Raw genomic sequence first — 23,169 nt, forward strand, 5'->3', positions numbered from 1 at the left:
GCCGGTCAGCCGGTCAGCGGGCCCGGCGCTCCGGGTGGGCCCGGTTCCACGCCCGCATCCGCTCCGGGTAGCCGGTGCGGGCCGCCTCGTACAGCGGCACCGCGTGCTTCTGGGCGATCCGGCCGGCGACGCGGGGCGAGCCGGTACGGCGGCGGATCCACTCGCCGTCGTCCGCGATGGCGACGACTGTGGTGTCGGTGGCCGTGGTCTCCGGTTCCAGGTAGAACTCGACCCCGCGCCGGCTGGTGACGAACGCCTCCAGCTGCGCCAGGTCCTCCTTGGTCGCCTCGCGGTCGAGCTTCGTGGGCGTCGTCGGGTCGGCGGCCCGGCGGCTGAACCAGCCCATGCCCGCCTCCTCTCCTCGCGTTCGCTCCAGTGCAGCACGCCCGCCTGGCAGGCGGCTGGGAGCGCGGTGGGAGTCGGCTGGACCGGCTCAGCCGACCTTCGCCGCCGGGGCACCGGCCTGCGCGTCCGGCGCGGCGGGACGCTCCCGCAGCACCGGCACCAGCGCGAGCGTGGGCAGCAGGAGCAGCGGCACCACGCCGAGCGCGGACAGCACCCCGAAGTGGTCGCCGAGGAAGCCGAGCAGCGGCGGCCCGGCCAGGAAGGCGGTGTAACCGATCACCGCCACCACGCTCACCCGGGCCGGGGCCTTGTCCTCGTCGTCGGCGGCGGCGCTCATCCCGACCGGGAAGCCGAGCGAGGCGCCGAGTCCCCACAGCGCGACGCCGACCACGGCGAGCGGGCCGGACCCGGCCAGCACGGCGAGCGCCGCGCCGGCGGACGCCGTCGCGATGGTCGCGTACAGCACCGGCACCCGCCCCCACCTGTCGATGGCGACGGTGCCGACGGTGCGGCCGAGCGTCATGCCCACCACGAACACGCCGAACACGGCGGCGCCGACGGCCTCGTCGACCCCGTACCCGTCCACGAACGCCACCGCGAGCCAGTCGTTGGCGCTGCCCTCGGTGAACGCCATGACCAGCACCAACAGCCCGACCAGCAGCGTGCGGGGCTCGCGCCAGGCGGCCAGCAGCGCCCGCCGCCGGGCCGCCGGCTGCCCGTCGCCGGCCGCCTCGGCAGGTGCGGCGAGGAACGCCCGGGCGCCGAGCAGCGTGCCGACCAGGACCAGCACGGACAGGACCGGCAGGTGCACCCCGACGGGTACGTCCAGCCGGGCGGCGCCGGCGCCCAGCCCGGCCCCGGCCACCGAGCCGAGGCTCCAGGCGGCGTGGAAGCGGGGAAGGATCGTGCGGCCGAGGCGCTTCTCCACCGCGGCGCCCTCGACGTTCATCGCCACGTCGCACAGGCCGGAGCCGAAGCCGAACGCGGCGAGCCCGAACCCGACCCCGACGACCGATCCGGCCAGGCTGGCGGCGAGACCGGCCCCGGTCAGGCCGAGCGTGACGAGCACCACCGATACGGCCACCGTGCGCGCGGGCCCGAGCCGCTGGGCGACCAGGCCGGCGGTCGGCATGGCCAGCAGCGAACCCGCCGACACGCAGAGCAGCAGCAGTCCGAGCCGGCTCGGGCTGAGGTCGAGCGCCTCGCGGGCCGCCGGAACCCGGGAGAACCAGCTCGCCACCGCGAGCCCGTTGAGGGCGAAGACGACGGCGACGCCGTTGCGGGCGGTCAGCACCGCCCGGGGCGCCGGTGGCCGCTTCCCGGCCGGCGCGTCGATGGTGCTGCTCACGGTGCGGTAGTCCCTTCCCCCGGCTGGTCCCGACGACAATCGCACACCTGAGAGCGCTACCACCACAAGCGCCGTTATGGCTTAGCTCATCCACGCCCGAGCAGGCATGATGCGGACATGGGAACGCCGACCACACGCCCCGCCACGCTCGACGACGTGGCCCGCGACGCCGGGGTGTCCCGGGCCACCGCCTCCCGGGTGCTCGGCGGCTACGGGTTCACCTCGACGGACGCCCGCGCCCGGGTGCGGGCCGCCGCCGAGCGCCTCGACTACGTGCCGGACCTCGCGGCCCGGGCGCTGGTGCGCGGAGCAGGCGTACGCCTGGTGGTGGCGGTGGTGGGCCGCGACGACACGGTGCTGGACGACCCGTACGTGCACCGGGTGGTGAGCGCGGCGTCGCGGGTGTGCGCGCCGCACGGCGTCGGCGTGGCCCTGGAGTGGCTGCCGCTGGCCGACCCGTCGGGGCTGACCCGGCTCGGCACCGACCGGGGCGTCTGCGGGGTGATCCTGGTCAACACGACCCAGGCGGCGCTGGACGCGGTGCCGCCGAGGCTGCGCGGCCGCGTCGCCTCGATCGGCCAGGGCTCGGCGACGGTGCCGTCGTTCGACGTCGACAACGCCGGTGGCGCGGGCGAGGTGCTGCGTCATCTGTACGCCACCGGCCGGCGCCGCATCGTCATGGTCACCGGGCCGCGCTGGCTGAGCTGCGCCGAGCGTTCGGTCACCACGTACCGGGAGCTGATGCGGGAGTCGGGGTCGCCGGAGCGGCTGGTCACCGGCGACTTCACCACGGCACGGGGCGGCCGGGCGGCGCTGGAGGCGCTGCGCCGGTGGCCGGACGCCGACGCGGTCTACGCGGCCAGCGACGCCACCGCGTTCGGCGTGATCGCCGCGCTGCGCGGGCGCGGTGTGCGGGTGCCGCACGACGTGGCGGTGGCCGGGTTCGACGACCTGCCGTACGCGGCGATCAGCAGCCCGCCGCTGACCACCGCGACCCACCCGGTCGACCGGATCGCTGCCGCTGCGGCCACGGCCGTGCTGACGCGCGCGCCGGTCGCCCCGAGCACCGCGTTCCCGTCGACGCTGGTCACCCGGGAGAGCGCCTGAGCGCCGGTCACGGAGGAAGGAGGGGTCCGATGGGCGGAGTCATGACGTGGATGTACCGGGGCGGCCGGCCGAACCGGCTGGCCCGGATGATGAACGCGCTGTCGGCCTGGCAGTACGGCGCCGGCCTCGCCCCGCGGCACTGGGTGACCATGGAGGTGCCGGGCCGTCGCACCGGCCGGACCGTCTCGGTGCCGATCGTCGTCGCCGACCACGACGGCGAGCGTTACGTCGTGTCGATGCTGGGCGAGCGGGCCAACTGGGTGGCGAACGTGCGCGCCGCGGGTGGGCGGGTGGTGCTGCGTCGCCGCCGCCGCGAGCCGGTGCGGCTGGTCGAGGTGCCGGTGGCGCAGCGGCCACCGATCCTGCGCCGTCACCTGGCGCTCGCCCCGGGCGCACGGGCGCACGTGCCGGTGGACCGGCACGCCCCGCTCGCCGAGTTCGCAGGGGCCGCCGCGGGCATCCCGGTGTTCCGGGTCGTGGCGGCGGAGCCCTCGGCGCGGTGACCCGCCGCCGGGGTCGTCACCGGGGAACACGGCGGAACGGCGTCGCGACAATCCTTCAGAATATCGATCGCTCGCGTTTTCGAGGTCGTCCGAACGGGAGAGGGAGCCGGTAAGATCGGCGACAGAACGGCGACCGATCACGGACTGCCCGGCGACCGGGACCGGCTCACACTGAGCGCATGAATACGAGACTCCGCCGCAGCCGGGCATTCGGCCTCGCGGTGTGTCTCGCCCTCGTGGCGATATTGAGCGGCTGCATGCAGCTCAACCTCGGGCTGACCGTGAACGACGACGACACCGTCTCCGGTCAGCTCCTGCTCACCGCGCCGAAGTCCGTGCTCAAGCAGCGGAACCCGGACCCGGCGGTGGCGTTCGCCGAACTGCGGCCGAACATTCCCTCACTTCCACCCGGAGCGGAGACCCGGTACGAGGACGCCACCTCGTACGGCATTCAGATCACGTACCGGAAAACGCCGCTGGCGCAATTCACGAGCGAAAGCGTGAATCTTGTCCGGGACGATGATCTCATTCGCTTCTCGCTTCCGCTGGACCCCAAGAAATACGGCGGCAAGTTCGGGCAGCAGGATCCGCGCCAGCAACAGGCGTTCATGACCTTGATGGAGTTCGAGATCTCGGTGACGTTCCCCGGCCGGGTGCTCGACACCAACGGCACGATCACCGGACGCTCGGTCAGCTGGAAGGTGGTCGCCAACCAGCCCAAGCCGGCCGAGTTGCGCGCCATCGCCCAGGCGCCCCCGCCGCCCGCCACCAGCCCGGCAGCAGTGGTGACCGGTGACGGCTCCTTCCCCTGGCTGCCGGTCGTCGCCGGCGCGGTCGTCCTGCTGCTGGTCGTCGCCGTGGTGGTCGTGCTCCTGCTGCGGCGCCGGGGCTCCCGCGGCGCCCCGGCCACGACGGCCACCACCGGTCCGGGCGCCCCCACCGGCCCGGGAGCGCCCGCCGGACCGGCACCCGCGGCCACCACGGGACCGGCCGCGCCCGGCACCCCGGCCGCACCGGCGCCACCCGCCGGTCCGCCGGCCTGAGACCCACCGACCACCGACGGCGCCCGCGCCGGCGGCCCATCAGCACACCGGGCGGAACCCGGGTTCAGCGAACCCGGGAACCGCCGCACCACTCCACCCCGACCGCACCACCGCACCATCGGAAAAGGGGGATCGCCGTGAACGATCTCTTCACCTGGGCCGCCCTGGGCAGCCTCACCGGCGCCAGCGCCGCCACCCTGCTCGCCACGAACGTCATCGGCGGGCTGATCGGACCGAGCGGCGACAAGGCGCGCAAGTGGATCGCGCTGGGCGTCGCGCTCCTGCTGTCCTACCTGACCGCCGCGTTCGCCGACGACGCCGGCCCGGAGAAGTGGATCATCGCGTTCTTCAACGGCCTGGTGATCTTCTCGGCCGCGCTCGGCGTCAACCAGCTTCCCCCTGGCAACCGGCAGGCGACGCAGGCGTCGCCCACCCAGCTCGCCCAGGGGCAGGAGCCCCGCTTCGTCCGCTCCTGGGTCTGAGAGAGGTGACCCCCATGATCTTCGGCATCCTCAGCGCGGCCGTCCAGGTCGTCTTCGGCGCCCTGCTCGGGCAGCTCGCCGCCGGCACCGTCGGCCTGCTCGTCGGCGCGGTCGTCGGCCTGCTCGTCGGCGCGCCGTTCGGCTGGGCGTCCGCCTCGGCCGGCACGTACGGCGCCGACCCGAAGGGGATCTTCCTCTTCGTGATCGACCACACGTGGAGCCTGCTCAACACGTTCGCCGGGGCGCTCTACCTGGCGCTGCACCTGGTCTTCGGTCACCAGCTCGACCGGGTCGTCTCGGCCGGCAGCGGACGGGTCAACGTCGTCGAGGGCGTCTCCCCCCGGTACGCCACCACGATCGGCACCGTCTGCGCCGGGTCCAGCCCGGGCATCCAGCGGCACGAGGACGTGCACGTGTTCCAGGCCCGGCTGCTCGGCCCGTTCTACCTGCCGCTGGTGGCGCTCAACTACGTGCTGTTCACCATCGCACCGGTGTGGCTGCTCTGGCACGACCACACCAACGCGCCGATCAACCGGTTCACCCGCTACTTCGAGATCGGCGTCTACCCGCACGTGTGGAACGAGGCCATCGCGTACCGCATCCAGGGGACGCCACCGCGATGACCGGCGCGATCGAGGCGGCCGTCGCGGACGTCGCGAGCTGGCTGGCCGGGGCCGCGGGCGAACCCGTACCGGTCGGTCCGCCGCGCGACGACCCCGACGGCGGTCTCACGGTCTGGCCGCTGGAGCTGCGGCCGGCCCGGCAGACCGCGACCGGCGGCGCGACGCGCGAGCCGTACCGGTTCGTGGTCCGCCTGCTGGTCTCCGGCGGCGGGCCGGCGGCGCTGCCCGCGCTGGACCGGGTGCTCGCCGCCGCCACCACGGCGGGCCGGCCGGAGCTGGTCCTGGCCGCCGGCGACCCGGCGCTGTGGCGGGCGCTGGGCGTGGCGCCCCGGCCCGCGCTGCTGCTGGACGCGCCGGCCCGGGTGGAACGGCCGGTCCCGGTCGCGCCGCCGGTACGGCAGCCGCTGCGGCTGCGGCAACTCGGCATGCGCACGCTGCACGGGCGGGTGGTCGGTCCGCAGGACCAGCCGCTCGCAGCCGTCCGGGTGGAGCTGGTGGGCGCCGCCCAGGCCACCGAGACCGACGCCGCCGGCCGGTTCCGGCTGGCCGGCGTGCCGCACGACCCCGACGCGCCGGACGCCCCGGTGCGGATCCGGCTCACCGGCGCGGGGCGCGTCCACGCCGCCGAGCTCGACCCGGCCGGCGACGGCCTGATCGTCGTCCGCGCCCCCGACTGACGTCCCGAGGAGGACCGATGCCCACCTACTTCTCCCCCGGCATCTACGTCGAGGAGGTGCCCAGCGGGGCCCGCCCGATCGGGCCGGTCGGCATGAGCACCGCCGCGTTCGTCGGGGTCGCGCCCGACCGCGGCGCCCACGTCGGCGAGGCGCTGGCGGTGAACAGCTGGACCGAGTTCCTGCGGCTCTACGCCGACGGCGAGCAGCTGGAGAGCACCCCGCTGGCCCGCGCCGTGTTCGGCTTCCTGGACAACGGCGGCACCCGCTGCTGGGTCGTCAACGTCGGCGAGGGCGGCCGGCTCACCGGCACCGGCGGGCGGCGCGGCGGCCTGGAACTGCTGGAGGCCATCGACGAGATCTCCATCCTGGCCGCGCCCGGCTACCACGACCCGGTGTCGCACGAGGCCCTGATCAGCATGGCCGAGCGGCTGCGCACCATGGTCGCGATCTGCGACCCGCCGCCGGAGGTCACCGACGTCTCCCGGCTCACCCGCGTCGGCACGCCGGGCAAGCCGCCCAAGCCCGCGTCGGCCGGCTCGGCCGCGTCGTCCGACAAACCCGCCGAGGGTACGCCGGGCGACGGCGACGGCGAACCGCCCGGCACCGGCGGCGACCGGCCCCGGCAGTCGGACTTCGCCACCTTCTACTTCCCGTGGATCCGGGTCCGCGACCCGCTCAGCGGCGACCTCGTGCTCACCCCGCCGAGCGGGCACGTCGCCGGCATCTGGGCCCGCACCGACGCGCTGCGCGGCGTGCACAAGGCGCCCGCCAACGAGCCGGTACGCGGCGCGGTCGACCTCGCGTACCGGGTGACCCGGCCCGAGCACGACGTGCTCAACCCCAAGGGCGTCAACGTGATCCGCTTCTTCGCCGGGGAGGGCATCCGGCTGTGGGGCGCCCGTACGCTCGCCGCCGAAGCCAGCGAGTGGCGCTACCTGAACGTGCGGCGGCTGTCCATCTCCATCGAACAGGCCATCGCCAACGGCACCCGGTGGATGGTGTTCGAGCCGAACGACTTCACGCTGTGGCGCTCGATCCGCCGCGACATCGGGGCGTTCCTCACCCGGGTGTGGCGCGACGGCGCGCTGCTCGGCCGTACGCCCGAGGAGGCGTTCTTCGTCAAGTGCGACGAGGAGACCAACCCCGCCGACGTCCGCGACGCCGGGATGGTGGTGGCCCACATCGGCATCGCTGTGGTCAAGCCCGCGGAGTTCGTGGTGTTCAAGCTGAGCCAGTGGGCCGGCGGCACCGAGACCGAGACGATCGGAGGCTGACATGCCCACCACTGCGACGCCGCAGCCGGGAGCACCCGTCGACCCGTACCGGGCGTACCACTTCAAGCTGCTGATCAACGGCATCACCAACGGGCACTTCACCGAGGTCAGCGGCTTCGAGGTGGCGATTCCGGCGCTGTCGTACCGGGAGGCGGGCAACGAGCGCATCCGGGCCGTGCCGGGACAGGTCGAGTACGCCCCGGTCACCCTCCACTTCGGCCTGACCAGCTCGCGCGAGCTGTGGGACTGGGTGAACGCGGCGGCGAAGGGCACAGTCAACCGGCGCAACGTGTCGGTGGTGCTGCTGGACCCGGCCGGCACCGCCGAGGTGCTGCGCTGGAACATGATCAACGCGTGGCCGACCCGGTGGCGGGGCGCGCACCTGAACACGCTGTCGCAGGAGATCGCCATCGAGGCGCTGACCCTGGCGTACGAGGGCCTGGAGCTGGAGGCCGGCGGTGCCGCCGCCCCGGCGACCGCGTGACCGGCTGGCCCGCGCGCTGCGGGCCACCGCCGACCGCCTGTCCGGACCGGCTTCACCGGGTTCACCGGACCGTGCGGACTCGCCGGGCTCCCTGGGCTCGCCGGGCTCGCCGGGCGACGTGCCGCGCCCGCCCGGACAGCCGCCCGAGCACTGGCGACGGCTGGTGGAGGCGCACGCTCCGGGCCTCCTGCGCGACCTCCCCCCGCCCCCCGTCGAGCACGGACCTCTCACCGACCCGTCCGCGAACGCCGGCCCGGACCAGACGCCGGTGCGGCGGAGCCGGACGGCCCGGCACGCAGTGGTGCGGTTGTGGCGAGGCTGGACGGCGTTGTTGGCCGACCGCTTCGGCACATCCCGTTCCCGGACGCGCTCCCGCCACGAGGCCGATCCCGGTTCGCCGTCGAGATCTTGGTACGAAAGTGCCCCCATTGGGGCCGCTTCCTACCAAGATCTTCCGCAGCTCCTGGAAGGTGGGACGGGGATCTCGGGAGTTGAGAAGCCTGAGCCACGCGGTGCGGCGCTGCCGCGGCCGGGAGCGGCGGTCACGCGGGCAGGTGGTGGGGAGGGCGCGGCGGGGTCGGAGACCGCTCCGGCGATGGTGGACGCCCGATGCCGCTCGGGTGACGCGGTGCGGCCGGACGACGCCGGGTCACGTGAGGGCCCTCCGCCGTGCGGGTGCGTGACGTCAAACGGTCCGGCCGGTTCGCCGGGTCCGGCGAGATCGGCGTGCATCGCCGACGGCTCCGGGTCGCGGGACGCCCTCGGCACATCAGGCATCCGCGGCACACCGGCCGCAGGCACCGGTGCCACAGCCACAGACACAGCCACAGCCACCGAGACCACAGGGACCGCCGGCACCGGACGGACGGCAGAGGCAAGGACCAGCGCGCGCACCAGCGCAGACCCGGACGGCAGCCGTGACGCCATCGGGTCGCCGGGCCGCGTCACGTCCGTCGACTCGGCCTCGCCGTCGACCCCTGAGCGGTGGCCCAGCCTCGGCGCGGGCCGGGTGGATGCGCTCCGGAACCTCGCACAGATCCGCCGGGGCCGGGCACGGCACCGGGATGACGCCGCCGGGGCGGACCTGTCGCCCGATCGAGGAGACGTGCTCCCGCTCGTCTTCGCGGCTGCGCCACCGTCGTTGCCGCATGGACCGGCCGCACACACCAGGGGCGGTCGAACCGGGCCGGCGAACTGTCGCGGCGGGACCGGGGACGGATCCGTCGCCGACCACCCGGGACGGGCCGCCGGCTCGCCGTACCCGGATGGGCACGACCCGGCTCCCGGCGGCGAGTTCCGGGCGCGACAGTTGCAGCGACCCGCGCGGCCCCCGTCCGGCAGCCCGTGGCCGGTCCTGCCGGACGACGCCGGCCCGGCCCGGACGACGAACCCGGCCGGCGCGGCCCGGGCGGCCGACGGCGGAGCATACGCGGATCCGTGGCCGGTGCTCCCGGCCGAACCGGTATGGCTTCCGACACGGACCCCGTGGGGTGACACGGCCCGGCTGGACCGGGAACAGGCGGGTGACTGATGGAGCGCGTCGCCTTCCTCGTGGACGAGTCAGGTACCCGGGTCGACTGCCTGCTCAACCCGGAGACCGTGCAGGTGACCCGGCTGGCCGGGGTACGCCCGCGCGGCGGACCGGACGGGCCGCTCACCGGCGCCGGGCTGGCCGACGACCCGCTCGTCTTCACCGGCGGCGGGCGTACCGAGCTGGTGCTGGACCTGCTCTTCGACGTCGACTTCGTGGAGTCGCCGGCCCGGCCCGAGGACGTCCGTGCGCTGACCCGGCCGCTGTGGATGCTCGCCGAGAACTCGGCGGTCGAGCACGGCTGGCTGCGCCCGCCGCTGGTCCGATTGGTCTGGGGCAAGACCTGGAACGTCCCGGGCGTGATCACGGCGATCGCGGAACGCTTCGACGCGTTCACCCTCACCGGTACGCCCCGGCGGTCCTGGCTGCGGTTGAAGCTGGTCCGGGTCGCGGAGGGCGCGGAGGCGGCGCGCGCCGGGTTCGAGGAGGAGCTGGCCGCGGCGAGCACACCCGCTGTCGCGCCCGGGTCGGCGGTGGTGGCCGCCGCCGACGGCGCGGCCGAGCCGGGCTGGTCCGGGGTGCGCTTCGACCTGCTCGCCCACGACGCGCTGGGCTCGCCGCTGCGCTGGCGGCTGCTCGCCGAGCACAACCGGATCACCGACCCGCTCACAGTGCCCGCGGGCACCGCGCTCGCCGTCCCCCCGGTCGGTGCCGCCACCGCCCCGCCGGATGCCGTCACCACGGGAGGCACCCCGTGAGCCGGGCCGCCCTGGTCACACTCGACGGCCGGCCGCTGGCCGACCCGGCCCGGCTGCGCGGCATCCGCGTCGCCGCCCGGCTGGACCGGCCCGCGCAGTGCGAGCTGACGCTCACCGCCGCCCCCGGGGCGGGCCCGCTCGACCCGCCGGTACGCCCCGGCGCCACAGTCGACGTCCGCCTCGACGGCCAGGCGGAGGCGCTGTTCACCGGCGAGGTGACGGCAGTCGAGCGGGAGTACGCGGGTGACGGCGTCGCGCTGGCCCGGATCCGGGCGTACGACCCGCTGCACCGGCTGCGCAAGCGGCAGGAGCTGCGGGTGTTCGAGTCGGTGACCGCCGCCGAGCTGGCCGGTGAGCTGTGCGCCGGGCTCGGGTTGAGCGTGGCGGCCGATGAGGACGGGCCGCGCCTGGACCGGCTGCTCCAGCACCGGCACACCGACCTGGACCTGCTGTGCGAGGTGGCCGGCCGGGCCGGGCTGCACCTGGGCGCCGACGGTGACCGGTTGCGGCTGTTCACGCTGGACGGGTACGGGGAGCCGCTGCCGTTGACGCTCGGCGAGACGGTGCACGCGCTGCGGGTCACCGAGAACCTGGACCGGGCGGGCGCGGAGTGCGCCGTCCTCGGCTGGCATCCGCAGCGCGCCGAGCCGCTGAGCCAGCGGGCGGACGAGGCGCGCAGCGGGCGGCGCATCCCGCTGCGCCCGGACCCGGGCGACGTCGGCGCCGACGGCGTACGCACCGCCGTCGACCAGCCCGGCCGCAGCGACGACGAGCTGGCCGCGCTGGCCCAGGCCGGACTGGACACCCGGGTGGCGGCGCTGGTCACCGCCGAGGGCACCGCGGAGGGTGACCCGGCGCTGCGGCCCGGCCGCCGGATCGCCCTCGCCGGCGTCCCGGACCCGCTGGCCGGGGTGTACGTGCTCACCGAGGTGGTACACACGGTGAACGCCGACGGGCACCGGACCCGGTTCTCCACGGTGCCGCCCGGCCCGCCGCCGTCGGCCGCGCCCCCGGCGGCGACAGTCACGCTCGGCACCGTCACCGACATCGACGACCCGGACGGGCTGGGCCGGGCCCGGGTGATGCTCCCGGCGTACGGCGATCTGGACGCCGGCTGGCTCGCGGTGCTGTGCCCGGGCGCGGGCCGGGGCAAGGGGATCGTCGCGCTGCCCGACCCGGACGACACCGTGCTGGTGGCGCTGCCCGGCGGCGAACCTGCCTCAGGCGTGGTACTCGGTTCAATGTTCGGCGCGGTCGAGCCGTACGACGCGGGGATCGTCTCCGGGCGCTCGCGCCGCTGGTCGATGCGGACCGGCACCGGGCAGTCCATCGTGATCGACGACGACGGGCGGACGCTTCGGCTGGCCACCGACGCGGGCAGCTTCGTCGAGCTGCGTCCCGAGCTGACCACCGTGCACGCGGCCGGTGACCTGGTGCTGTCCGCGCCCGGCCGGGCCGTCGTAGTGCGCGGCCGCACAGTCGACTTCCTGCACGCCCCGGCGGCCGAGGACGCCGAGACCGCCGCCGCGCAGGCCCGTACGCTCGCCCGTTCCGCCGGAGGTGGCTGATGCGCTGGATCCACCGCGACTCGCTGATCACCTGTGGACACGACGGGCGGGTGAAGAACCGCCCGTCGCAGGACTGGGTCACGGTCCGGGGCGTGCCGGTGCTGGTGCGGCCCGACCCGGAGGGGCGCGACATCACCGCCTGCCCGAACTACGGCCCGACGATCAAACCGTGCCTGCACACGCTGACCGTGACAGTGGGTTACAGCACGTGGGTGCGGGTGGACCGGCAGCCGGTGGTGCTGTCACACCTCGACGGCCTCACCGACGGCACCCCGCCGGGCACCGTGCACCACCAGGTCCGCGACGTGCGGCAGGGCTTCCTGGGGGCGGACGCGTGAGGGCCTTCCGCTTCGTCGGCGCCGGCTTCGACGCGGGCCGCGCCGGTGGTCTCGCGCTGACCGCCGCCGGCGGGCTCGCCATGACCGACGGCGACGAGACGGTACGCCAGGCGCTGTACCTGCTGCTGTCCACCACGCCCGGGGAACGGCTGATGCGTCCCGGGTACGGGTCGCGGCTGCACCGGCTGGTCTTCGCGCCGAACGACGACACCACCGCCGGGCTGGCGATCCACTACGTGCGGCAGGCGATCCGGCGCTGGGAGCCCCGGGTCGAGGTGCTGGACGTGGACGCCGGTCCCGACCCGGACGACCCGTGGCGCCTGGTGATCCGGCTGGACTACCGGGTCCGGGCCAGCCTCTCCCCCGGCCACCTGGTGTTCTCCGTCGACCTGCTCCCCGCCGACGAGGAACCCGGCGACACCCCCGACGAGGAGGGCACGTCATGACGCTGCCGGTGCCGCACCTGGACGACCGCGCCTTCCTCGACCTGGTCACCGAGGCGCGGGAACGCATCGCCCGGTCCTGCCCGGACTGGACGGACCTGTCCGCGCACGACCCCGGGATGGCGTTGCTGGAGGCGTTCGCCTACCTGACCGAGGTGATGATCTACCGGCTGAACCAGTTGCCGGAGAAGGCGTACGTCGCGTTCCTGAACCTGCTCGGCGTCACCCGGCACCCACCGGCGGCGGCCTGGGCCGACGTGCGCCTGACCCGCACCGGCCCGGACCGCGGCCCGGTGCGGGTGCCGGCCGGCACCCGGGTCGCCGCGGCGCGCGGCGCCGACCCCCGGCCGGTCGTCTTCGTGACCACCGAGCCGGCGGTGCTGCCCGCCGGGGAGACCACCACGACGGTACGCGTGCACCACTGCGAACCGGTCGAGGCGGAGCTGCTGGGCACCGGCACCGGGCAGCCCGGTCAGGTGTTCCGGGCCGCCCGCGCACCGCTGACCCGCACCACCGAGGCGCTCGATCTGCTGCTCGGCGTGGAGGTGCCGGCGGGCTCGGTGGAGCTGGGCGCCGCGGCCCGGGAGCACGAGGGGCGCACGTACGAGATCTGGCGGCCGGTGGACAGCTTCGCCGGTGTCGGGCCGCAGGCGAAGGTCTACCTGGTGGACCGGGCCTCCGGGGTGGTCACGTTCGCCCCGGCGCTGGACCTGCGCCCGGACACCGGAGCCGCTCCGGCCGTCGAGGGGGCGGCCGGGGCGACCACTGTGGCGGCGGTGCCACCGGCCGGGCGGCAGGTGCGGCTCTGGTACCGCTGCGGCGGCGGGCCCGCCGGGAACGTGGCGGCGGGCGTGCTCACCAGCCTGCGCGACCCGCTGCCCGGGGTGAAGGTGGACAACCCGGAGCCGGCCACCGGCGGCCGGGACCTGGAGTCGCTGGAGTCGGTGCTGGCGCGCGGGCCGTACGAGTTCTTCGCCCAGCAGCGCGCGGTGACCGCCCGGGACTTCGAGATCCTCGCCACCGGTTCCGGGGCGGTGGCGCGGGCGCGGGCGTTCACACGGGCCGCCGTCTACAGCTTCGCCCGGCCCGGCGAGGTCGAGGTGGTGCTGGTGCCGTACGTGCCGGAGGCGGCCCGGCCCGGCGGACGGCTGCCGGTGGCGGTGCTGCGCGAGCACGAGGTGGAGGAGGCCCGCCGCCGGGTCGAGGCCGACCTGGAACGCCGCCGCGCCCTCGGTACGGCGGTGCGGGCGGGCTGGGCCCGGTACAAGGCGGTGTCCATCCAGGCGCGGGTGGTGGTGCGCCGCGAGGAGGACGTGGACGCGGTGCGCCGCCGCATCCACGACCGGCTGCACCAGACGCTCAGCCCGCTGCCCACGCCGCTGAACCCGGCCGGCTGGGCGTTCGGCGAGCCGCTGCGCGCCTCCAACGTCTACCGGATGCTGGAGCACGCCGAGCCGGGCGTGCGCTACGTCGAGTCGGTGCGGTTCGTGGTCGACGAGGCGCCGGACGCGCAGGTGCGCACGGTGGCGGTGGACCAGTACCAGGCCGACACCTGGTACGCCGGCGGCGGCCCGGTGCTGTTCCGCTCCACCAACGCCGGCGCGGGCTGGGAACCGGCCGGCCGGTTCGACGACGAGACGGTGGTCCGGGTGGTGCCCGCGCCCGCCCCGGTACGCCCCGGCGTGGTCCCCCGGGCCGGTTCGGTGGCGGTGGTGACCACCCGCGACGCCGGTGGCTCCCGGGTCCGGCTGAGCACCGACCTGGGTGAGACGTGGACGCTGCTGACCGACCTCGACTCCGGCGTCCGCGACCTGGCCTGGATCGACCGGGACGGCACGGGCGCGCTGCTGCTGGCCACCGACAGCGGCCTGTACGAGGTGCCGCTGCTACCCGGCGCGGTGCCGTTGCAGATCCTGGTCGACCCGGCCGACGCGGACCGGGGCTTCTACGCGGTACGCGCGTTCGTCTCCGAGCGCGGCGCACCCGGGGTGGCGGTGGCCGCGCAGGCCGGATTCGGGGTCTACCTGTCCACGGCGGCCGGACGCCCCGGCACGTTCGCCCACGTCGGCCTCGCCAACGTGGACAACCGGGTGCTCGCCGTGCAGTACGACGGCCCGGCCACGCTGCTGTGGTGCGGCGCGGGCGAGCCGGACCCGAAGAAGCCCGGCCAGGGCTGCCACCGGACCCGGCTGTTCGAGTCGGACGTGAAGTGGCAGTCGATGGCGTCCGGCTGGATCGGCGGCACCTGCCGGGATCTGGCGTTCAGCGGCCCGCTCGCGCTCGCCGCGACGCAGAGCGGCGGCGTGGTCCGGCTCGACACGCTCGCCGGGCAGCCGCAGTGGTCGCCGGTGATGGTCAACTGCGGCCTGCCGCTGCGGGACCGGACCCGGTTCGTCCCGGTCGACGCCATCGCCGCCACCGCGCCCACCGGCACGTCAGGCGCCGGACGGCTGGTGCTCGCGGGCGGCGAGCGCGGCGTGTTCCGCAGCGGCGACGGCGAGGACTGGACGGCGAGCGCCAACCAGGCCACCGCCGACGTGGTCACCGTCCCCGGCACCTGGCTGCTCTGCTCCGGCGAGCACGACATCGAGGTGGTGCGGCAGGATGCGCCGAGCGGCGATTGAGCGGCTGCTGCCGGCCGCGTACCAGCGGGCCGCCGGCCCGGGCAGCGTGCTGGGTGCGCTGCTGGACGTGATGGAGGCGCTGCACGCCCCGGACGAGGCGGTGCTCGCCGACGTCGACGCGCTGTTCGACCCGTACCGGACGCCGGACGGGTTCGTCGCGTACCTGACCCGCTGGGTGGCGATGGATCACGTGGTCGCCGCACCCCGCGCCGACGCGCCGCTGCCGTTGCCGGCAGGCCGGTTGCGGGACCTGGTGGCGCACGGCGCGCTGCTGGCCCGGTGGCGCGGCACCCCGTACGGCATGCGGACCGCGCTGGAACTGGCCACCGGCGTGACCGGGTTCGTGCTGGACGAGCCGCCCGAACGGCCGTTCCACCTCGTGGTGCGGGTGCCGCCGGCCGCCGCCGACCGGCTCGCGCTGGTCACCCGCATCGTCGAGGCGGAGAAACCGGCCGCGGTCACCGTCGAGGTGCTCGCCTCCCCGGTCGACGCGGAACCGGCCGATCCGGTCCCGGCCACCCCGAGCCCGCCCCCCGACTCCGGACCGCCCGAGCCGGACACCGCCGAGCCCGCCGCCGGGGTCGCTGCGGTGCGCGCGGTCGGCCGGGCGCACGTACCAGCACCCCTGCCCCACGATCCGCCCGAGGAGCCGTCATGACCACCGAATGGACAGTCGTCGCCGCCGCCGAACAGTTCACGCTGGACGCCCGCAACGCCGGCGAGCTGACGTTCACCGTGTCCAACCCGGGTACCGCGCCGGACACCGTCGTCTTCGACGTGGCGCCCGGCGAGGGCAGCCAGCGGGCCTGGTTCACGGTGGCCGAGCCCCAGCGGGTGGTGCCGGGGCAGGGCTCGGTGTCGTTCCTGGTCCGGCTCGCCGTGCCGCCCGGCACGCCGCCCCGGCGCTACGACATGACCGGGTTCGCGTACTCGGCCAACACCGCACCGGAGGAGAGTTCCCGATCCAGCGGCCGGGTCACGTACGACGTGCGTGCCGTCGTACCCCCGAAGCGCGCGCCGTGGCCGTGGATCGCCGCGGCCGCGGCGCTGGTGCTGGTCGTGGCCGGGGTGGTGGCCTGGCTGGTGACCCGCGGCCCGGACACCCCGGCTCCGCCGCGCGCCGACGCGGTGACGGTGGAGGCGGAGACGCTCGTCTCCGGCGCGGCGGTGCAGTCCACCACCGGCGCGAAGGCGGAGGTGGTGGCGCAGGAGAACTGCTGCGACGTGGTGTGGTCCGGCGACGCGCAACTGTTCTTCCTGGGCCGGGGCGTGGGCGACCGGGTGACAGTGCAGGTGGACGTGCCGTCCGACGGCACCTGGCGGTTCTCCACCGTGCGCACCACCTCGTTCGACTACGCGAACACGATCTGGCTGGTCGACGGCCGGCAGGTCGGCGACACGTTCTTCGGGTTCAGCCCGACTGTGGTCCGCACCGACGAGGTGGACGTGGGCACCGTGGAGCTGACCCGCGGTCCGCACAAGCTGACGCTCGTGGCGGTGAGCAAGACGCAGGGCACCGACAGGTACTTCGCCGGGGTGGACGAGATCCGCTTCACGCCCGTCGTCCGGCCGTGAGCGCGAGGAGTGAGCCGGTGTTGCGAGCCCCGCAGTCGCGAACCGGGACGGCACTGTGAGCGGGCGGCAGAAGGTGCTGCTGGTGGCCGTGGCCGTGCTGCTGGTGGCGCTGTACGTGGTGGCGGTCGCCGGGCGCCGCGACGACCCGGGCGACCCGGGGGCCGGGCCGGGCGCGCTGGCCCGGCTCGGGCGCGGGTCCGGAACTGTGGACCCGGCGACGGTGGCCGTGACCTGCCTGCCGCCGGCCGCCGAACCGGCCACCACCGCCGACGGGGTGACGCTCGCCTTCGGCACCGCGTGCCGGCTGCGGGTGGCTGACCCGGGCGCGCTGCGCACGCTGGTGCTGCGCGGTACGACGCCGTTCGAGGTGACCGCCCGAGCACCCGGCGACGCGGACGTCACAGTCACCGACGAGGTCGCCCCGGACGCGGACGGCCCGGCGGTGGCGAAGGTGGCTGTGGACCGGGAGACCGAGGTGCTCCTGCGCTGTCCGGGAGGTGGCGGATGTTCGGTCACGCTGGCCCGGTCCTGACCGGAACGGAGACGCGGCATGGGTGAGTTGCGCAAGCCGTTCCTGCTGCTGGCCCTGCTCGCGGTGGCGCTCGTGGTCGGCGTGGAGCTGGGCGCGGCGGCGCTGACCGGCGGTGGGGACGCCAGTGGCGCGTTGCAGGACAGCGCCGGCCGGCTCGGCGTCGAACTGGGTGACGTCGGCGCGGTGTCCGAGCCGTCCGGGCGCGGCATCGGCTACCTGGCGCTGATCGACGTGGTGGCGCTCTGGACGACCGGGCTGTTCTGCCTGAGCCTGGTGCTGCCGGACCGGATGCAGGGCCGGGTGCAGGGCGTGGCCACGCTCGTCTTCTCGATCGTGCTGCTGCTGGTGTCGCTGGTCCTGCTGATCGTCGCGTTCATCGAGCTGACGGTGATGGTCTCGCTGTTCCTGGCCCCGCCGTTCGGCACGCTGGCGTACCTCGCGGTGTGGGGGTTCTTCCCGGTCGACGACGCGGCGGTGCTGCTCGGGCTGGCGCTGCTGCTCAAACTGGTCTGGGTCGCGCTGCTGCTCGCCGCCCAGCCCCGGTTCCTGCGCAACAAAGGCCTCGTCGCGCTGGCGCTGACCACGCTGCTGTGCACTGTGGTGTTGCAGTTCCTGCACGGCCTGGTGCCGGTGATCCTGGTCAGCATCCTCGACGACCTGGGCGCCGTGGTGTTCGCCGTGGTGGCGCTGATCTGGGCGCTGGTGCTGCTGATCGGGTCGATCCCGGCGATCGTCAAGGCGATCCGGACCACCGCCACCACGTCCGGCCGTACCGTCACGTGATAGCACCGCCGCCGGCGAGCGTGGCCAGGCGGGGCAGCTGCTCCGGGTCGGTCAGCGCCGACCCGACCGCCACCACCCGCGCCCCGGCGGCGAGGAAGTCACCCGCGTTGCCGGCGTCGACGCCGCCGGTGGCCACGAACCGGGCCTCCGGCAGCGGCCCGGCCACCGCCCGGAACCAGGCCGGGCCGAGGCTGACCGCCGGGAACGCCTTGAGCCACACCAGGCCGTGGTCGAGCGCCCGCTGCGCCTCGGTCGGGGTGGCCACGCCGGGCAGGTGCGGCACGCCGAGACCGGCCGCCGCGTCGGCGACGGCCAGGTCCAGGCCGGGCGCCACTGTGAACGCCGCCCCAGCGGCCACCGCGTCGTGGACCTGCGCCGGGGTACGCACAGTGCCCGCGCCGACGATGCGGCCCCGCCGACGCCCGGCCGTCACGGCGGCGTGCAGCGCCGGCACCGCTTCCGGGGTACGGATGGGCACCTCCACCACGTCGATGCCGAGATCCCAGGCCAGTTCCGCCAGCCGGACCGTCTCCCCGGGCGGCAGGTCGCGCAGGATCACCATCACCCGCGCGCCGCCGAACAGGGCCTCGAAGTCGTGCCCGCTCATCTCCCGCTCCCTCCCCTGACCTGCATCGACGCCTGCTCAGTCCACGCCGCGTCCGGCAGCGCCAGCGCCCGCGCGATCGTCTCCGCGTCCGGTGGCGGCGCGGTGTCGCCCGGCACGGCCAGCACCGGCGCGGCGGTCAGGTGGCCCAGCCGCAGGCAGGCTCGCAGGTCGAGGCCGCGCAGCAGCCCGGAGAGGAACCCGGCGGCGAACGCGTCACCCGCGCCGACCGGCTCCACCACGTCCACCGGCAACGCCGGCACGAACACCGCCGGTCCGGTACGCGGCAGCGCCGTCGCGCCGACCGGCCCGTCCTTGACCACCACCAGCTCCGGGCCGGGCAGCAGCGCACGGACAGCGGCCGGATCGCCCGCCGACCAGAGCACGGTCGCCTCGTCCAGTCCGACAAGCACCACGTCGGCGCGGTCGGCCAGGTCACGCAGGACCGGTCCGGCCCGGCCGCCGGGCCAGAGCGCCGGGCGGTGGTTCACGTCGAAGCTGACCCGGGCACCGGGCAGCGCCCGCCCGTCCAGCGCTGATACGAGCAGGTCACGGCAGGTGCCGGAGAGCGCGGCGGTGATCCCGGACAGGTGCAGCAGCCGCGCCCCGGCCAGCGCGGGACGCCCGAGGTCCGGCGCGCCGAGGCGGCTCGCTGCCGACCCGGCGCGGTGGTAGTGGACGCGGGTGCCGTCCGGGCCGGGATCCTTCAGGTAGAGGCCGGTCGGCGCGTCCGGATCGACGGTGACCGGGGAGACGTCCACGCCCGCGGCGGCGACCTCGGCCACCACCCGCCGCCCGAACGGGTCGTCGCCGACCCGGCTGACCCACGCCGCGCGGTGCCCGAGCCGGGCCAGCCCGGCCGCCACGTTGGACTCCGCGCCGCCCACGCCGACAGTCAGCCGCGCGGCGTCCTCCAGCGACCCGCCGCCGTCAGGGGCGAGCACCACCATCGTCTCGCCCACGCACACCACCTCCGGCCCGCTCCCGGCCGCGACCGCGGTACCGGAGGCACGCGGCTCGCTCCCCGCGCTCACCGTGGGGCTCGCAACACCGGCTCACACCGCGCGCTCACCGGATGACCGCCGCGTCCAGCCGGGCCGCGATGTCGGCCGGGTCGAGGTGGCCGTCGGCGACGAGGACCCGGTGCCGGTTGTGCCGGGGCTGCCCGGCCGCGACCACCGCCGGGCTGTCGAACGCGTACGCGACGCAGACGCCCGGGTACATCGCGGTGCGCACGAACCACCTGTCGCCCGTCCCCAGGCCGGTGAACACCAGCGTGTACGCGCCACCTCCGGGCGCGGTGGCGGACAACGCCAGCCAGGGCGCGGCCGAGCCGTTCACCGCCTCCTCGCCTTCCGCGTCGGCGGTACGCACGAGGGGTTCGCCGTCGGCCACCGCACGCCAGAAGAAGCCGCCGTACCCCGCGCCGCCCGGGCGGCCGTTCGTGGCCGGGCTGCCCAGGTGCACGTCAGCGCCGGTGGCGGAGGTGAGCGTGGCGGACAGGTCCAGCCACCAGGCGTCCTCGCCGGCCGGCGTGGCGGTGATCCGCCGGTGTTCGCGCAGCAGCACCCGGCCGTGCCGGTCCCGCCACTCCAGATCGTGGTCGAGCCGGTCGGCGGCCCGGTCCCGCCAGCCGGTATGCGCGATCACGCCGTGGTCGTCGCGCCAGGTGTAGCCGGTGCCGCGCACGTACGTCCGGCCGCCCCACAGGTTGACGCCGTCGACGTCCTGCACCGCCAATGACGCGCCGAGGTGCCAGACGTGGTCGGCCGGCAGCGCGTCCGTGACCGGGGTGCCGACCCGGGTCCGCACCGGGTGCAGGTACGGCCGGGGTCCGTGACGCGGGTCGAGGTCGGGCCGGACCACGTACCGGGCCACCTCGGCGCCACCGACGACCAGCCGCGACTCGGCGTCGGTGCCGGCAAGCCGCGACTCCGCGTCGCCCCCGGCAAGGCGCGACTCGGCGTCAGCCCGGCGCGGCTCGGCAGCGGCGGAACGGGGTTCGGCGGTCACGACAGGTCCGGCGCGGGGACCGGGTGGCGGGCGTCCAGCGCGTGCAGCGCCGCGAGCGCGTACCCGCCGAGGATCGGCACCGCCACCGGCGTGACCAGCACACCCAGCACCACGGCGAGCACGCAGACGCCGGAGGCGGCGGCCCAGGTGCCGGGGCGCTGCGGGCAGGTGCGGGCCACCTCGAGCGCGGCCGTTCGCCAGCCCCGGCCGCCGGTGCGTCCGACCGCTACGGCGACAAGGCCCGCGTACCCGAGCAGGACCGCCACCACGACGGCGGTGAGCGCGAGCGCGGGCCCGCCGCCTGGTACCCGGCCGGTGGTGAGCGCGAGCAGATCGGCGGCGAGCAGCGCGGCGGCGGCCAGGGCGACGGCGCTCACCGCCAGCCCGGCGGGCAGCGCACGGCCGAACCGGGTCAGGCTGGTCCGCGCGTCCGGCCAGGCGCCGGTGACCGACCTGTCGTGCAGCGCGGCACTCGCGGTGGCGACCGCCGGGGCGAGCGTGAGCACCGGCAGCGCGGCGAGCGCCACGGCGAAGCCGAGCAGCGCCAGGTCGGTCGCCTCGCGCAGCGTGTCCCGCCAGTCGGCACGGGCCGGCACGGTGTCGGGGTGGGCCGGCACGGTGTCGGGGTGGGCGGGTACGGCGTCGGTGTGGGCAGGCACAGCGCTCATCCCTTCAGCCCGCTGGTGTTGATGCCCTCGACGAGCATCCGCTGGAAGGCCAGGAAGAACAGGAACACCGGCAGCAGGGACAGCACCGACATGGCAAACATCGGGCCGACAGCGCTCTGGCTTGTCGAGTCGATGAACAGGGTCAGCGCCACCGGGACCGTGTAGTCCTCCAGGCTGGACAGGAACACCAGCTGGCGGAAGAAGTCGTTCCAGGTCCAGATGAACGAGAAGATCGCGGTGGTGACCAGCGCCGGGCGGCTCAGCGGCAGGATGACGTGCCGGAACACGCCGTACGGGGACGCGCCGTCGATGGTGGCCGCCTCGTCCAGCTCGCGCGGGATGCCGCGCATGAACTGCACCATGAGGAAGACGAAGAACGCCTCGGTGGCCAGGAACTGCGGCACCAGCAGCGGCAGGTACGGCCAGTCGCCGCCGACCAGGCCGAGGCTGCGGAACAGGATGTACTGCGGCACGATCAGCACGTGCCCGGGCAGCAGCAGCGTCCCGATCATGACGGTGAACCACATCTTGCGCAGCCGGAACCGCAGCCGGCCCAGGGCGTACGCGGCGAGCAGGCAGGACAGCGCGTTGCCGACGACGGTGAGCCCGCTGACCAGCGCGCTGTTGAGGAAGAACCGGCCGAAGCTGATGTCGAAGTTGGTCCAGCCGTCGAGGTAGTTGCCGGGGGTGAAACGTTCCGGCAGCAGGCCGACGTTGTTGACGATCTCGGCCTGCGACTTGACCGAGGTGCCGAGCATCCAGAACAGCGGGTAGAGCACCACCGCGACGATCGCCACGAGCACGATCAGCCGCAGGACGTTCCGGCCGCCGCCCGGCCGGCGGCGGGCGACAGGAAGCGCCGTCATGAGTCGTCTCCGTCCGAGTAGTGCACCCAGAACCGGCCGGTGCTGAAGAAGACGGCGGTGACCACGCCGATCGCCACCAGGAACACCCACGCCATCGCCGACGCGTAGCCCATCTCCAGGTCGGTGAAGCCGGAGATGTAGAGCTTCAGCGTGTACATCAACGTGGAGTCGACCGGGCCGCCGGTGCCGTTGCTGAGCACGAACGCGGCGGTGAAGCCCTGGAAGCCGTTGATGGTCTCCAGCACCAGGTTGAAGAAGATCACCGGGGAGAGCATGGGCAGCGTGACCGCGCGGAACCGCCGCCACGCCCCGGCGCCGTCCACGGCCGCCGCCTCGTACAGCTCGGTGGGCACCTGCTTGAGCCCGGCCAGGAAGATCACCATGGGTGCGCCGAACTGCCAGATCGCCAGCACCATCAGCGTCTCCAGCGCCCAGTCCGGGTCACTGACCCAGGGCAGCCCTTCGACGCCGAACAGGGCGAGGAACGAGTTGAACGCGCCGTCCCGGTTGAACATGTTGACCCAGACGATGGCCAGCGCGACGCTGCCGCCGAGCAGCGACGGCAGGTAGAACAGGCTGCGGAACAGCCCGACGCCGCGCCAGGCACGGTTGAGCAGCAGCGCCACACCGAGCGCGGCGGCCAGCTTCAGCGGCACCGCGATCAGCGCGAACGTCAGCGTGACCCGCACCGCGTGCCAGTACGACGGGTCGGCGGTGAACATCCGCTCGTAGTTGGCCAGCCCCACCCACCGCACCTCGGACAGCGGGGTGAGGATGTCGTAGTCGGTGAAGCTCAGCCAGAGCGAGAGCACCATCGGGATCGCCGTGACGCCCATCAGTCCGATGAGCCAGGGCGAGAGGAAGACGTACCCCGCCAGGCCCTCGCCGAGCCGGGCCCGGCCGGCCCGACGCCGCGTGGGGCGAGGGCCGGCCGGTCCGGTGCGCGGGGTCCGGCCGGGCGCCGTGGTGAGAGCCACGGG

At 75.0% G+C, this 23,169-nt stretch carries 25 protein-coding genes; 17 read left to right on the forward strand and 8 right to left on the reverse strand.

Annotated features, from left to right (window positions below; all coding sequences use genetic code 11):
- Nucleotides 1-13 precede the first annotated feature (13 nt).
- On the reverse strand, nt 14-346 hold the full coding sequence (locus FB454_RS00750) for a hypothetical protein (RefSeq protein ID WP_013286670.1): 333 nt from the start codon (nt 344-346) through the stop codon (nt 14-16).
- Nucleotides 347-433: 87 nt separating this feature from the next.
- On the reverse strand, nt 434-1,693 hold the full coding sequence (locus tag FB454_RS00755; RefSeq protein WP_013286671.1) for an MFS transporter: 1,260 nt from the start codon (nt 1,691-1,693) through the stop codon (nt 434-436).
- 117 nt (nt 1,694-1,810) lie between these two features.
- Between FB454_RS00755 and FB454_RS00760 the strand changes: the two genes are divergently transcribed.
- The 17 genes from FB454_RS00760 to FB454_RS00845 all read left to right on the forward strand — a co-directional run bounded on the left by FB454_RS00760 (nt 1,811) and on the right by FB454_RS00845 (nt 18,038).
- Entirely contained in the window at nt 1,811-2,800 is a 990-nt protein-coding gene (locus tag FB454_RS00760) for a LacI family DNA-binding transcriptional regulator (protein WP_013286672.1), read from the forward strand.
- Nucleotides 2,801-2,829: 29 nt separating this feature from the next.
- A complete protein-coding gene (locus FB454_RS00765; protein ID WP_013286673.1) occupies nt 2,830-3,303 on the forward strand; it encodes a nitroreductase/quinone reductase family protein in 474 nt (157 codons plus the stop codon).
- A gap of 179 nt (nt 3,304-3,482) precedes the next feature.
- Nucleotides 3,483-4,346: an LppM family (lipo)protein gene (locus FB454_RS00770; protein ID WP_244879614.1), complete on the forward strand. Its 864-nt coding sequence runs from the start codon at nt 3,483-3,485 to the stop codon at nt 4,344-4,346.
- Nucleotides 4,347-4,483: 137 nt separating this feature from the next.
- Entirely contained in the window at nt 4,484-4,828 is a 345-nt protein-coding gene (locus FB454_RS00775; RefSeq protein ID WP_013286675.1) for a hypothetical protein, read from the forward strand.
- Nucleotides 4,829-4,842: 14 nt separating this feature from the next.
- Nucleotides 4,843-5,451, forward strand: coding sequence for a glycine zipper family protein (locus FB454_RS00780; protein WP_013286676.1), 609 nt, complete (start codon nt 4,843-4,845; stop codon nt 5,449-5,451).
- On the forward strand, nt 5,448-6,128 hold the full coding sequence (locus tag FB454_RS00785) for a carboxypeptidase-like regulatory domain-containing protein (RefSeq protein ID WP_013286677.1): 681 nt from the start codon (nt 5,448-5,450) through the stop codon (nt 6,126-6,128). Before FB454_RS00780 ends, FB454_RS00785 begins: the two co-directional genes overlap by 4 nt.
- A 17-nt stretch (nt 6,129-6,145) precedes the next feature.
- Nucleotides 6,146-7,402, forward strand: coding sequence for a phage tail sheath family protein (locus FB454_RS00790; RefSeq protein ID WP_013286678.1), 1,257 nt, complete (start codon nt 6,146-6,148; stop codon nt 7,400-7,402).
- 1 nt (nt 7,403) lies between these two features.
- Entirely contained in the window at nt 7,404-7,886 is a 483-nt protein-coding gene (locus FB454_RS00795; protein ID WP_013286679.1) for a phage tail protein, read from the forward strand.
- A gap of 1,530 nt (nt 7,887-9,416) precedes the next feature.
- Nucleotides 9,417-10,175, forward strand: coding sequence for a CIS tube protein (locus tag FB454_RS00805; protein ID WP_013286681.1), 759 nt, complete (start codon nt 9,417-9,419; stop codon nt 10,173-10,175).
- Nucleotides 10,172-11,743, forward strand: coding sequence for a phage baseplate assembly protein V (locus FB454_RS00810; RefSeq protein ID WP_013286682.1), 1,572 nt, complete (start codon nt 10,172-10,174; stop codon nt 11,741-11,743). Before FB454_RS00805 ends, FB454_RS00810 begins: the two co-directional genes overlap by 4 nt.
- Nucleotides 11,743-12,081, forward strand: a complete 339-nt coding sequence (locus FB454_RS00815; RefSeq protein WP_013286683.1) for a hypothetical protein — start codon at nt 11,743-11,745, stop codon at nt 12,079-12,081. The genes FB454_RS00810 and FB454_RS00815 overlap by 1 nt, the downstream gene beginning before the upstream one ends.
- The gene (locus tag FB454_RS00820) at nt 12,078-12,527 is read left to right on the forward strand and encodes a GPW/gp25 family protein (RefSeq protein WP_013286684.1); all 450 of its coding nucleotides are present in this window, start codon (nt 12,078-12,080) and stop codon (nt 12,525-12,527) included. Before FB454_RS00815 ends, FB454_RS00820 begins: the two co-directional genes overlap by 4 nt.
- Nucleotides 12,524-15,148: a putative baseplate assembly protein gene (locus FB454_RS00825; protein WP_013286685.1), complete on the forward strand. Its 2,625-nt coding sequence runs from the start codon at nt 12,524-12,526 to the stop codon at nt 15,146-15,148. Before FB454_RS00820 ends, FB454_RS00825 begins: the two co-directional genes overlap by 4 nt.
- Nucleotides 15,129-15,806: a phage tail protein gene (locus tag FB454_RS00830; protein ID WP_030268633.1), complete on the forward strand. Its 678-nt coding sequence runs from the start codon at nt 15,129-15,131 to the stop codon at nt 15,804-15,806. Before FB454_RS00825 ends, FB454_RS00830 begins: the two co-directional genes overlap by 20 nt.
- Complete coding sequence (locus tag FB454_RS00835; RefSeq protein WP_013286687.1) at nt 15,803-16,723, forward strand: carbohydrate-binding protein; 921 nt, start codon at nt 15,803-15,805, stop codon at nt 16,721-16,723. The genes FB454_RS00830 and FB454_RS00835 overlap by 4 nt, the downstream gene beginning before the upstream one ends.
- A gap of 55 nt (nt 16,724-16,778) precedes the next feature.
- Nucleotides 16,779-17,255, forward strand: coding sequence for a hypothetical protein (locus tag FB454_RS00840; RefSeq protein WP_013286688.1), 477 nt, complete (start codon nt 16,779-16,781; stop codon nt 17,253-17,255).
- Nucleotides 17,256-17,273: 18 nt separating this feature from the next.
- A complete protein-coding gene (locus FB454_RS00845; protein WP_013286689.1) occupies nt 17,274-18,038 on the forward strand; it encodes a hypothetical protein in 765 nt (254 codons plus the stop codon).
- On the opposite strand, the gene FB454_RS00850 is transcribed toward FB454_RS00845, so the two are convergent.
- The 6 genes from FB454_RS00850 to FB454_RS00875 form a co-directional block, all read right to left on the reverse strand.
- On the reverse strand, nt 18,031-18,645 hold the full coding sequence (locus FB454_RS00850; RefSeq protein WP_013286690.1) for a bifunctional 4-hydroxy-2-oxoglutarate aldolase/2-dehydro-3-deoxy-phosphogluconate aldolase: 615 nt from the start codon (nt 18,643-18,645) through the stop codon (nt 18,031-18,033). The genes FB454_RS00845 and FB454_RS00850 overlap by 8 nt on opposite strands.
- Nucleotides 18,642-19,604: a sugar kinase gene (locus tag FB454_RS00855; RefSeq protein ID WP_232236595.1), complete on the reverse strand. Its 963-nt coding sequence runs from the start codon at nt 19,602-19,604 to the stop codon at nt 18,642-18,644. Before FB454_RS00855 ends, FB454_RS00850 begins: the two co-directional genes overlap by 4 nt.
- Nucleotides 19,605-19,710: 106 nt before the next feature.
- Nucleotides 19,711-20,655 carry a DUF6807 domain-containing protein gene (locus FB454_RS00860; protein ID WP_013286692.1) on the reverse strand — a complete coding sequence of 315 codons (945 nt, stop codon included), beginning with the start codon at nt 20,653-20,655 and terminating at the stop codon, nt 19,711-19,713.
- The gene (locus FB454_RS00865; protein WP_013286693.1) at nt 20,652-21,323 is read right to left on the reverse strand and encodes a hypothetical protein; all 672 of its coding nucleotides are present in this window, start codon (nt 21,321-21,323) and stop codon (nt 20,652-20,654) included. The genes FB454_RS00860 and FB454_RS00865 overlap by 4 nt, the downstream gene beginning before the upstream one ends.
- The gene (locus FB454_RS00870; RefSeq protein ID WP_013286694.1) at nt 21,320-22,189 is read right to left on the reverse strand and encodes a carbohydrate ABC transporter permease; all 870 of its coding nucleotides are present in this window, start codon (nt 22,187-22,189) and stop codon (nt 21,320-21,322) included. Before FB454_RS00870 ends, FB454_RS00865 begins: the two co-directional genes overlap by 4 nt.
- The gene (locus FB454_RS00875; RefSeq protein ID WP_013286695.1) at nt 22,186-23,166 is read right to left on the reverse strand and encodes a carbohydrate ABC transporter permease; all 981 of its coding nucleotides are present in this window, start codon (nt 23,164-23,166) and stop codon (nt 22,186-22,188) included. Before FB454_RS00875 ends, FB454_RS00870 begins: the two co-directional genes overlap by 4 nt.
- Nucleotides 23,167-23,169: the final 3 nt, after the last annotated feature.

This window comes from Micromonospora sp. CNZ297, from assembly GCF_007827625.1.